The 9,810-nt window shown below is 68.8% G+C and carries 10 protein-coding genes and 1 pseudogene; 6 read left to right on the plus strand and 5 right to left on the minus strand.

Annotated features, from left to right (window positions below):
• Positions 1–98 precede the first annotated feature (98 nt).
• A complete protein-coding gene (locus C9F13_RS14210; protein ID WP_108446928.1) occupies positions 99–878 on the minus strand; it encodes an IclR family transcriptional regulator domain-containing protein in 780 nt (259 codons plus the stop codon).
• 515 nt (positions 879–1,393) lie between these two features.
• On the opposite strand from C9F13_RS14210, the gene C9F13_RS14215 reads away from it, so the two are divergent.
• From C9F13_RS14215 to C9F13_RS14235, 5 genes are all read left to right on the plus strand, one after another.
• Positions 1,394–2,224 (plus strand): CoA transferase subunit A, encoded by an 831-nt coding sequence (locus C9F13_RS14215; protein WP_108446929.1) that lies wholly within the window; start codon positions 1,394–1,396, stop codon positions 2,222–2,224.
• Complete coding sequence (locus C9F13_RS14220; protein WP_108446930.1) at positions 2,224–2,997, plus strand: CoA-transferase subunit beta; 774 nt, start codon at positions 2,224–2,226, stop codon at positions 2,995–2,997. The genes C9F13_RS14215 and C9F13_RS14220 overlap by 1 nt, the downstream gene beginning before the upstream one ends.
• Before the next feature lie 18 nt (positions 2,998–3,015).
• On the plus strand, positions 3,016–4,218 hold the full coding sequence (pcaF, locus tag C9F13_RS14225; RefSeq protein WP_108446931.1) for a 3-oxoadipyl-CoA thiolase: 1,203 nt from the start codon (positions 3,016–3,018) through the stop codon (positions 4,216–4,218).
• Between the two features lie 12 nt (positions 4,219–4,230).
• The gene (locus C9F13_RS14230) at positions 4,231–5,019 is read left to right on the plus strand and encodes an alpha/beta fold hydrolase (RefSeq protein WP_108446932.1); all 789 of its coding nucleotides are present in this window, start codon (positions 4,231–4,233) and stop codon (positions 5,017–5,019) included.
• 82 nt (positions 5,020–5,101) lie between these two features.
• Entirely contained in the window at positions 5,102–5,929 is an 828-nt protein-coding gene (locus tag C9F13_RS14235) for a 3-oxoadipate:acetyl-CoA acetyltransferase (RefSeq protein ID WP_108446933.1), read from the plus strand.
• Positions 5,930–5,987: 58 nt separating this feature from the next.
• Here C9F13_RS14235 and C9F13_RS14240 read toward each other — a convergent pair whose 3' ends face one another.
• From C9F13_RS14240 to C9F13_RS14250, 3 genes are all read right to left on the minus strand, one after another.
• Positions 5,988–6,794, minus strand: a complete 807-nt coding sequence (locus C9F13_RS14240; protein WP_108446934.1) for a DODA-type extradiol aromatic ring-opening family dioxygenase — start codon at positions 6,792–6,794, stop codon at positions 5,988–5,990.
• 22 nt (positions 6,795–6,816) lie between these two features.
• Entirely contained in the window at positions 6,817–7,764 is a 948-nt protein-coding gene (locus tag C9F13_RS14245) for a glutathione S-transferase family protein (RefSeq protein WP_108446935.1), read from the minus strand.
• Positions 7,765–7,825: 61 nt separating this feature from the next.
• A complete protein-coding gene (locus C9F13_RS14250; protein ID WP_108446936.1) occupies positions 7,826–8,308 on the minus strand; it encodes a DoxX family protein in 483 nt (160 codons plus the stop codon).
• 162 nt (positions 8,309–8,470) lie between these two features.
• Here C9F13_RS14250 and C9F13_RS14255 point away from each other — a divergent pair, with 162 nt between their 5' ends.
• The gene (locus tag C9F13_RS14255; protein WP_108446937.1) at positions 8,471–9,379 is read left to right on the plus strand and encodes a LysR family transcriptional regulator; all 909 of its coding nucleotides are present in this window, start codon (positions 8,471–8,473) and stop codon (positions 9,377–9,379) included.
• Positions 9,380–9,476: 97 nt separating this feature from the next.
• On the opposite strand, the pseudogene C9F13_RS14260 reads toward C9F13_RS14255, so the two are convergent.
• A pseudogene (locus C9F13_RS14260) lies at positions 9,477–9,810 on the minus strand (glycine dehydrogenase (aminomethyl-transferring)); the annotation flags it as partial.

The raw sequence follows: 9,810 nt of genomic DNA on the forward strand, positions 1-9,810 counted from the left end.
GAGGCAAGCGGTCGAGGGGCGGCAAGCTTCTCAGGGCCCGGCGGCAGGGTGATCGTCGTTGGTGCTGGTACCGCCCGTCCCGGGGTTGGCAGCGGATATCAGCTGACGCTCGCGCGGATCTGTCGAGCCTTGTCCTGCAGCAGGGGCAGGTACTGGTGAACCAGGGTGTCGTGGTCGATGCGCGCGGCATTGGTGCTGATGTTGATCGCGCCCAGCAGCTGGCCGTTGGCATCGAAGGCCGGCACCGCCACCGAGCGTAAGCCGGAGTCGAGCTCCTGGTCGACGATGGCGTAGCCCTGCTGTCGCACTTCCAGGATGCAGCGCCTCAGCTCGGCCTTGTCGGTGATGCTCTTGTCGGTATGCGGCTCGAGGACGATACGTGCCAGGAAGGCCTCGAGCTCGTCCTCCGGCAGCTGGGCCAGCAGCACGCGTCCCAGGGAGGTGTGCGCGGCGGGCAGGCGCGTGCCCACCGACAGGGTGATGGCCATCAGCCGGCGGCGAGACGAGGAGCGCGCCACGTAGGTGACGTCGTCGCCGTCCAGCACGCCCAGCGATGACGACTCGCCACACTCGGTGGTGATGTCCTCGAGGACCTGCTGGATCACGCTGCGGTAGTGATTGGCGGAGAGGAAGGCGTAGCCGAGGTTCAGCACCTTGGGGGCCAGCTCGAAGTGGCGCTGCTGCTTGCGGACGTAGCCCAGGGCATGGAGCGTCAGCAGGAAACGTCGGGCGCGTGCCCGGTTCATGCCGGTGCGCGCCGCCACCTCGGTGAGCGTCATGCGCGGGTGGTCCTCGTCGAAGGCCAGGATGACCTCGAGGCCACTGGCGAGTGCGGTGACGAAGTCGCGATCATCCGGGGTCAGGGTCTCGTCGTGCATGGGCATGCCATCCGCTGGTTGTGCTGGGCCGGTAACGGGGTCGAGACGCACTACGGTAGCACGGTGTTCGCTATCCGAACAATTGCGCGTGAGACGCGCGGTGCGCACTCCATGGTCCTCCGTCCGGCCCCATGCGGGATCCCTCTCTCGTGAGTCCCCAGTGCTGATCCCTTCCCAGCCAGGTGCTGCGGCGCGGCGCCGCGCCGCGATGGAAGAACGCACTCCCTGGTTTGCCGCAGATCGTTCTCATACTTTGGTCGCAATCGAGCCGCCCTCAGGGCGTGCCTCTGCCTGGCTGAGGCGCGAGTAATCGACTGAAGCATCGAGAGTTACCCGGAACAACCGCGCGCTGAGGCCGGGCCTCCTGCTGGCGTGCGCGCTCGGACACATTTGACGGCCGACAGCGACGGGAGTAATTTGTTCGCAATACAAACTCATGTTCACATAGCGAACAAAACAGGCGACCGGCTCCCTGTCGGTGGCCTTGGGCACGCAACAGCAAGAGGCGAACCATCATGGCCGAGTTTCTCAGCCTGCATGACGCGGTCGCGCGCTTCGTCGAGGACGGCGCCACCGTGGCCATGGAGGGCTTTACCCACCTGATCCCCTTCGCCGCGGGACACGAGGTGATCCGTCAGGGCAAGCGCGACCTGACCCTGATCCGCATGACCCCCGACCTGATCTACGATCAGCTGATCGGCGCGGGCTGTGCGCGCAAGGTGATCTTCTCCTGGGGCGGCAACCCCGGGGTGGGGTCGCTGCACCGTCTGCGCGACGCCGTGGAGCAGGGCTGGCCGCGCCAGATCGAGATTCTCGAGCACAGCCACGCCGCCATGGCCTGCGCCTTCGAGGCCGGGGCCGCCGGCCTGCCGCTGGCCGTGCTGCGCGGCTATGTGGGCAGCGAGCTGCCCAGCGTCAATGACCAGATCAGGTTCATCGATTGCCCCTTCACCGGCGAGCGCCTGGCCGCGGTGCCCTCGGTGCGACCCGATGTCACCATCGTCCATGCCCAGAAGGCGGACCGTGCCGGCAATGTGCTGGTGGAAGGGATCGTCGGCGTGCAGAAGGAGGCCGTGCTGGCGGCTGCCAAGAGCATCGTCACCGTCGAGGAGGTCGTCGACGACCTGACCGCCGAACCGGACTACCACCCCAACGCCTGCATCATCCCGGGCTGGGCCATTGCTGCCATCGCCGTGGCCGAGAAGGGCGCCTTGCCCTCCTATGCCCATGGCTACTACCCGCGCGACAACCGCTTCTACAAGGAGTGGGATGCCATCGCCCGGGATCGCGACGCCTTCACCCAGTGGATCGACGAGAACGTGATGAACGCGGGAGGGAACGCCTGATGAGCCTCGACTACAGCTCCGCCGAGATGATGACCGTCACCGCGGCCCGGGCACTGGAAAACGGCATGACCTGCTTCGTCGGCATCGGCCTGCCCTCCGAGGCCGCCAACCTGGCGCGCCTGACCCATGCCCCCGACGTGGTGCTGATCTACGAGTCCGGCACCCTGCAGACCAGGCCGCAGGTGCTGCCGCTCTCCATCGGTGACGGGGAGCTCGCCGAGTCGGCCCTGACCACTGTGGCGGTGCAGGAGATGTTCCGCTACTGGCTGCAGGGCGGCCATATCGATGTGGGTTTCCTGGGCACCGCCCAGATCGACCGCTACGCCAACCTCAATACCACCCTGATCGGCGACTACCGCGAGCCCAAGGTGCGCCTGCCGGGCGGCGGTGGGGCACCGGAGATCGCCACCAATGCGGGCGAGGTCTTCATCACCCTGAAGCACTCCAGGCGCGCCTTCGTGAAGGACGTCGACTTCGTCACCACCCTGGGCTTCGGCCGCGACGGCAAGGGGCGCGACGGCGTGCCCAACATCGGCAAGGGGCCGACCCGGGTGATCACCGATCTCTGCGTGATGAAGCCCGATCCCGAGACCAGGGAGCTCGTCGTGGTCTCGCTGCATCCGGGCGTCAGCCGCGAGGACGTGTCTGATGCCACCGGCTGGGAGATTCGCTTCGCCGACGAGCTCGAGCACACTCCGGAGCCCTCGGCGCGCGAGCTCGAGATCCTGCGAGAGCTCAAGGAACGTACCGCTCGCGCCCACTCGGGCCAGTAGGCCGACCAGGAGATCACCATGACCGACGTATTCCTCTGTCATCCCCGGCGCAGCGCCGTGGGGCGCTTCGGCGGCACGCTCTCCAGCGTGCGCCCCGATGACCTCGCCGCCAGCATCTTCAAGGCGGTGCTGAATGATGCCCCGGGGCTCGACCCGGCGGCGATCGACGATGTCTTCATGGGCTGTGCCAACCAGGCCGGCGAGGACAACCGCAGCGTGGCGCGGATGTCGGCGCTGCTGGCCGGCCTGCCGACCTCCGTGCCCGGCACCACGCTGAACCGGCTGTGCGGCTCCGGCATGGACGCCGTGGGCACCGCCTTCCGCGCCATCAAGGCCGGCGAGATGGAGCTTGCCCTGGCCGGCGGGGTGGAGTCGATGTCCCGGGCCCCCTACGTGATGGGCAAGGCCGACGGCGCCTTCTCCCGCGGCCAGCAGATCGAGGACACCACCATCGGCTGGCGCTTCATCAATCCGCTGATGAAGAAGGCCTATGGCGTCGACTCCATGCCCGAGACCGCCGAGAACGTCGCCGAGCAGTTCGCCATCTCCCGCGAGGACCAGGACGCCTTTGCCCTGCGCTCCCAGCAGAAGGCCGCGGCGGCCCAGGAGGCCGGCCGCTTCGCCCTCGAGATCACCGCCATCGAGATCCCGCGACGCAAGCAGGCGCCGCTGATCTTCGACCGGGACGAGCACCCGCGCGACACCACCCTCGAGAAGCTCGCCGGCCTCTCCACGCCCTTCCGCGAGGGCGGCAGCGTCACCGCCGGCAACGCCTCCGGCGTCAACGACGGCGCCGCGGCGATGCTGGTGGCAAGTCGAGAAGCGGTCGAGCGGCACGGCCTCACGCCCATGGCCAGGATCCTCGGCATGGCCACCGCCGGCGTCGAGCCGCGCATCATGGGCTATGGCCCGGTGCCCGCGGTGAACAAGCTGCTCGAGCGCACCGGCGTGTCGCTGGACGAGATCGACGTGATCGAGCTCAACGAGGCCTTCGCCGCCCAGGCGCTGGCCTGCCTGCGCGACCTCGGTCTTGCCGACGACGACCCGCGGGTCAACCCCAACGGCGGCGCCATTGCGCTCGGCCACCCGCTGGGCATGTCCGGCGCCCGCCTGCTGCTGACCGCGGCCCATGAGCTCAAGAAGAGCGGCAAGCGCTACGCCCTGTGCACCATGTGCGTGGGGGTAGGGCAGGGCATCGCTACCCTGATCGAGCGGGCATAAAGGAGAGAGACCATGGCATTCATCAACATCCAGGGCCGCAGCGTGGCCTATCGACTGCTCGGCGCCGAGGCCAACCCCCTGGTGATCCTGGCCCACCCCCTGGGCATGAGCCAGGCGGTATGGGACGACCTCCTGCCGGCGCTGCTGCCACGCTACCGCGTATTGACCTGGGACCTGCCCGGCCACGGCGCCAGCCAGGCCTGGGGCGAGGGGCCGATCACCCCGGCCGACCTGGCCAGGGAGGCCCTGGCGCTGGCCGAGCGTGCCGGCGTCGAGCGTTTCCACTTCGCCGGTACCTCCATCGGCGGAGTGGTCGGCCAGCAGCTCATCAGTGAGCACGGCGAGCGGCTGCTCTCCGCCACCCTGACCAACACCGGGGCGGTGATCGGCAACGCCGAGCTGTGGACCACTCGGGCCGGGCGCGTGCGCCAGGAGGGCCTGGCGGCGATGGCCGAGGAGATCGTGCCGCGCTGGTTTGCTCCCGCCTGCTTCGAGGCCGAGCCGGCCCTCAAGGCCGGATGGTGCACCCAGATGGGCCGCGGCGATGACGAGTCCTATGCGCGGCTCTGCGAGATGCTCGGGCGCGACGTCTTCACCGGCCGGCTCTCCGGGAAGGGCGTGAGGGTGCAGCTTTTGGGCGGCAGCGAGGACCTGGCGACCCCGCCGGCGACCCTCGAGGCCCTGGCGGCGGAGTGCGACGGCGCGCCGCTGGAGATCCTGGACGGGGTGGGCCACGTGCCCTCCGTCGAGGTGCCGCTCCTCTTGGCCGAGCGGCTGCTGAGTCTCTTTCGGCAGGCCTGAGCGGCGCTAGCCCCGTCCATCAGGGCGGGCATCATCCGATATTGCATGCCGGTGCGCTACCGGCATGAGAGGAGTGGACACCATGCCTACCCCCTGCATCATCTGTGTCGCCATCACCGGCAGCGTGGGCCGCAAGGAACACAATCCGGCCATTCCCGTCACCATCGAGGAGCAGGTCGAGAGTACCCAGGCGGCCTTCGAGGCGGGGGCCACCATCGCCCACTGTCACGTGCGTAACGACGACCAGACGCCCACTTCGGATCCCGACAGGTTCGCCAGGCTCATGGAGGGCCTGAGGACGCACTGCCCGGGCATGATCATCCAGCTCTCCACCGGCGGGCGCTCCGGGGCGGGCGAGGCGCGCGGCGGCATGCTGCCGCTCAAGCCTGACATGGCAAGCCTCTCGGTGGGCTCCAACAACTTTCCCAACCGGGTCTACGAGAATCCGCCCCGGCTCGTGGAGTGGCTGGCCGACGAGATGCTGAAGTACGACATCAAGCCAGAGATCGAGGCGTTCGACATGTCGCACATTCACCAGGCGGTGGCCCTGTCGCAACAGGGCAGGCTCAAGGCGCCGCTCTACGTGCAGTTCGTGATGGGCGTCAAGAACGCCATGCCGGTGGACAAGCCAACCTTCGACTTCTATGTCGCCACCCTGAACCGGCTCGCGCCGGACGCCCAGTGGTGCGGCGCCGGCATCGGCCCCCACCAGGCCCTGCTCAACGAGTGGTCGATCGCCGCGGGCGGCCATACTCGCACGGGACTCGAGGATAACGTGCGCCTCGACCGCGATACCCTGGCGCCCTCCAATGCGGCCCTGGTCGAGCGCGCGGTGGCGCTGTGCGAGAAGTACGAGCGGCCGGTGGCCACCTGGCAGCAGGCCCGCAGGATTCTCGACCTGCCTGCCTGACCGGGCATCGCCCGCAGCGTTTGCCGTGAGGGGAGGGTGGCCCACTCCCCCTCGCCGATCAGGCCACCCGCCAGTGGAACATCCCCGAGGTCTTGCCGAGCACGGTGGCGGCGATATGGTTGTCGCTCGGCCGCTCCGCCAGGCCGTAACAGACATGCAGTGGCAGCAGGTGCTCCTCCCGAGGGTGGCAGAACCGCGCGTGCGGGGCGCGCTCCCAGTGGATCAGGCGCTCGGCGCGCTCCGCCTCCTCGATCCGTCCGTCGCAGCAGGTCTCCTCCAGCCACGCCTCGAAGGCCAGGTTGCGCGCCTGGATCTCGGGGCTGTGGGGGGCAAAGAACGCCGACATGTTGTGGAAGGAGAAGCCGGAGCCGATCACCAGCAGGTCGTCGACGTTGAGCGCCTGCAGCGCCTTGCCGATGGCCAGGTGCGTGGCAGCATCCAGGCTGTCGACCAGGGAGAGCTGCACGCAGGGAATGTCCGCCGCCGGATACATCAGCTTGAGCGGGACGAACACGCCGTGGTCGAAGCCGCGCCGCTCGTCGAGTCGGGCGGGGAGGCCGGCCTGCTCCAGCGCCCGGTGGACCTGCGCCGCCAGCGCCGGCTCGCCGGGACAGGGGTAGGCGATCTCGTAGGCCTCGGGCGGAAAGCCGTGGTAGTCGTAGATCAGTTCCGGCCTGGCGCCCGAGGTGATCGTCGGCACCGGCGCCTCCCAGTGGGCGCTGATGACCAGGATGGCGGAGGGCCTGGGGAGCCGGCCCGCGATCTCGCCGAGCCGCGTCACGAGCTCACGGTGGCCGGGATCCCCCAGCAGCGGCATCGGCCCGCCGCCATGGGAGAGGAAGAGGACGTCGGTCGGGGTGGTCATGGCGTTCGCTCCTGGGGGCAGCCTAGATCGCGTCGGGCCCGGCCGGCACGATGCCGCCGGGGTTCAGGGCCTTGATGGAATAGTACCCCGCCTTGATATGGTCGAGGCGCACGGTCGCGGCGATGCCGTCGAGTTCCAGGATCCGCTGCAGGTAGGCGTGCAGGTTCGGCATGGCGCGCAGGGTGTTGCGGTTGCACTTGAAGAGCCCATGGTAGGCGGCATCGAAGCGCACCAGGGTCACGAACAGGCGCAGGTCGGTTTCCGTCAGCCGCTCGCCGAACAGGTAGGGTCGCCCATCGGCCAGCCGGGCTTCCATCGCGTCCAGCGCGGCGAACACCTTGCCGTACGCCTCCTCGTAGGCCTGCTGGCTGGAGGCGAAGCCGGCCTGGTAGACGCCGTTGTTCAGGTCCGTGTAGAGGTAGGCGTTGAGGGCCTCGATCTCGGCGGCCAGGTCGGCCGGGTAGAGGTCCGGCCCTCGATCCATGATGCCGGCGAAGGCGCCGTTGAGCATGCGCACGATATCGGCGGACTCGTTGTTGACGATGGTCCCGGTGCGCGTGTCCCACAGCACCGGCACCGTGGCGCGCCCGGAGATCTGCGGGTCGGCGCGGGTGTAGAGCTCATGCAGGTAGCGCGCACCGTTGAGCGTGTCCTCGTCGGCCCCGGGGTAGCCGCCGAACCGCCAGCCCTGGTCGGTCAGCCGAGGATTGACGACCGTTACGTCGATCACGTCCTTCAAGCCCTTCAGCGCGCGCACCATCAGCGCCCGTGAGGCCCAGGGGCAGATGTAGGCGACGTAGAGCCGATAGCGCTCGCTTTCCGCCGTGAAGCCCCCCTCGCCGGTGGGGCCCGGCGCGCCGTCCGGGGTGATCCAGTGGCGAAACGACGAGGTCTGGCGAATGAAGCGCCCCTGCTCGTCCTTCGCCTGCACCGGCTGCCAGTTCTCCTGCCAGACACCGTTGACCAGCATGATCGCATTCTCCTGTGGAAGGGCGCGCCCGGAAGGGGCGCGCCGGTCGGTCGGGTCGGCATTACTGGCCGGAGGTGGCGCCCCGGCCCTCGGCGGCCTTCTCCAGCGGGTCGAGCAGCATAGAATCCAGCGCGAGGCGCCCGCCGCCCTGGATCGCCAGGGCCACCGTGGCGGCGAACAGGGTCAGGGCAAACTCGTAGCCGTTGTTGGCCATGAACAGGCCGTTGCCGATATGCACGGCGAAGATGGCCACCAGCATCGTGAAGGCCGACACCAGTGCCGCCGGGCGGGTCAGCAGGCCCAGCACCAGCGCCAGCCCGCCGAAGAACTCGGCGCTGCCGGCCAGCAGCGCCATCAGGGTGCCCGGGGCGAGTCCGATGCTCGCCAGCCACTGCCCGGTGCCCTCCAGGCCGTAGCCGCCGAACCAGCCAAACAGCTTCTGCGCGCCGTGGGCGGCCAGGATCAGCCCGACCGGGACGCGCAGGATCAGGGCGGCCACGCCGCCGCGGGAGTGGAGCAGGGTCTTCAAGAGTTGGTGATTCATGATCGCTACCTCGATGCTGTCTTGGGGGTGGGGCCCGAGGGCGCTCCCCCGGGTGATGGCGCCACTCTACTATCGCCAAAAATAAAGACTAAGACGGCAAGTGTTGTCTGATCATAAATGCTGCGTTGATAATAAGGGCTGACATGTCGCCGGGAGTCACCGATGGACCGTATCGATGCCATGCGCGCCTTCATCACCGTGGTCAGTGAGGGCAGCTTCACCCGCGCCGCCGAGCGCCTGGCGATGTCGCCGCAGCTGGTCAGCAAGTACGTGGCCCAGCTCGAGGCGCACCTGGGGGTGCGCCTGCTCAACCGCACCACCCGCAGGCTCCACCTGACGGAGGCGGGCACGCGCTATCACCCGCGCGCCCAGCAGCTCCTGGCCGACCTCGACGACGTGGAGCAGCAGCTCGGCGACCTGCAGACCCAGGCCCGGGGCCTGCTGCGGATCAGCGCGCCGGTCTCCTTCGCGACCCGCCATCTGGCGCCGCTGCTCGGCGACTTCCAGCGCGCCCACCCCGCCGTCGACATCGACCTGCAGCTGAATGACCGCAAGGTCGACATCGTCGAGGAGGGCTTCGATGTCGCGCTGCGCATCGGCCACCTGAAGAGCTCCTCGCTGATCGCCAAGCGGATCGCGCCGGTGCGCCTGGTGATGTGCGCCTCGCCCGCCTACCTGGCACGACACGGGACCCCCGGGCACCTGGAGGAGCTCAAGGCGCATCGCTACCTGCGCTACAGCTACGCCGAGCAGGAGGCCGGCGACTCGCTCTTTCGCTGGTTGCCGGGGCGTGATCCGCACCGCGGCGGTGACCTGGTCAGCAACAACGGCGACGTGCTGGTCGAGTCGGCCATCGCCGGCGCCGGCATCGTCCTGCAGCCCACCTTCATCGCGGGGCCCGCCCTCCAGGCGGGCAGGCTGCGGGTCGTGCTGCCGGACCACGAGCCCAGGCCGATGTCGCTCTACGCTGTCTATGCCCACCGCCAGCTCCTGGCGAGCAAGGTGCGCTGTTTCGTCGACTTCATGGAGGGCTATTTCGGCGATCCCCCCTACTGGGACCGGTTCGACTGACGCGGCAGGGCGCCTTCTCCATAACGAAACACCCCGGGCCCCGCCAGCGGCGGGACCCGGGGTGGGGCTACGTCTCGCGTCGGGTTATTCGCGTCCTTCACTCACGATATTCGTCGATGCTCGGGCAGGAGCAGATCAGCTGCCGGTCGCCGAAGACGTTGTCGACCCGGTTGACCGAAGGCCAGTACTTGGCCGCCCGGGTCGCCTCGGAGGGGAAGGCGCCGATCTCCCGGGCGTAGGGGCGCTCCCAGGCCGCGTCCATCAGGTCGGCCATGGTGTGCGGGGCGTTGACCAGCGGGTTGTTGTCCGCCGGCCAGTCGCCGCGCTGCACCGCGTCGATCTCCTCGCGGATCGCGATCATGGCGTCGCAGAAGCGGTCGATCTCGTAGCGCGACTCCGACTCGGTGGGCTCGATCATCAGCGTGCCGGGC

It is taken from the genome of Halomonas denitrificans, from assembly GCF_003056305.1.
Taxonomy (GTDB): Bacteria; Pseudomonadota; Gammaproteobacteria; order Pseudomonadales; family Halomonadaceae; genus Halomonas; species Halomonas denitrificans.

Excerpts from the sequence above, each read along its gene's own strand:
- pcaF (WP_108446931.1), top strand. The coding sequence starts at position 3,016 with ATGACCGACGTATTCCTCTGTCATCCCCGGCGCAGCGCCGTGGGGCGC.
- C9F13_RS14210 (WP_108446928.1), bottom strand. The coding sequence starts at position 878 with ATGCACGACGAGACCCTGACCCCGGATGATCGCGACTTCGTCACCGCA.
- C9F13_RS14255 (WP_108446937.1), top strand. The coding sequence starts at position 8,471 with ATGGACCGTATCGATGCCATGCGCGCCTTCATCACCGTGGTCAGTGAG.
- C9F13_RS14240 (WP_108446934.1), bottom strand. The coding sequence starts at position 6,794 with ATGACCACCCCGACCGACGTCCTCTTCCTCTCCCATGGCGGCGGGCCG.
- C9F13_RS14250 (WP_108446936.1), bottom strand. The coding sequence starts at position 8,308 with ATGAATCACCAACTCTTGAAGACCCTGCTCCACTCCCGCGGCGGCGTG.
- C9F13_RS14245 (WP_108446935.1), bottom strand. The coding sequence starts at position 7,764 with ATGCTGGTCAACGGTGTCTGGCAGGAGAACTGGCAGCCGGTGCAGGCG.
- C9F13_RS14220 (WP_108446930.1), top strand. The coding sequence starts at position 2,224 with ATGAGCCTCGACTACAGCTCCGCCGAGATGATGACCGTCACCGCGGCC.
- C9F13_RS14215 (WP_108446929.1), top strand. The coding sequence starts at position 1,394 with ATGGCCGAGTTTCTCAGCCTGCATGACGCGGTCGCGCGCTTCGTCGAG.
- C9F13_RS14230 (WP_108446932.1), top strand. The coding sequence starts at position 4,231 with ATGGCATTCATCAACATCCAGGGCCGCAGCGTGGCCTATCGACTGCTC.
- C9F13_RS14235 (WP_108446933.1), top strand. The coding sequence starts at position 5,102 with ATGCCTACCCCCTGCATCATCTGTGTCGCCATCACCGGCAGCGTGGGC.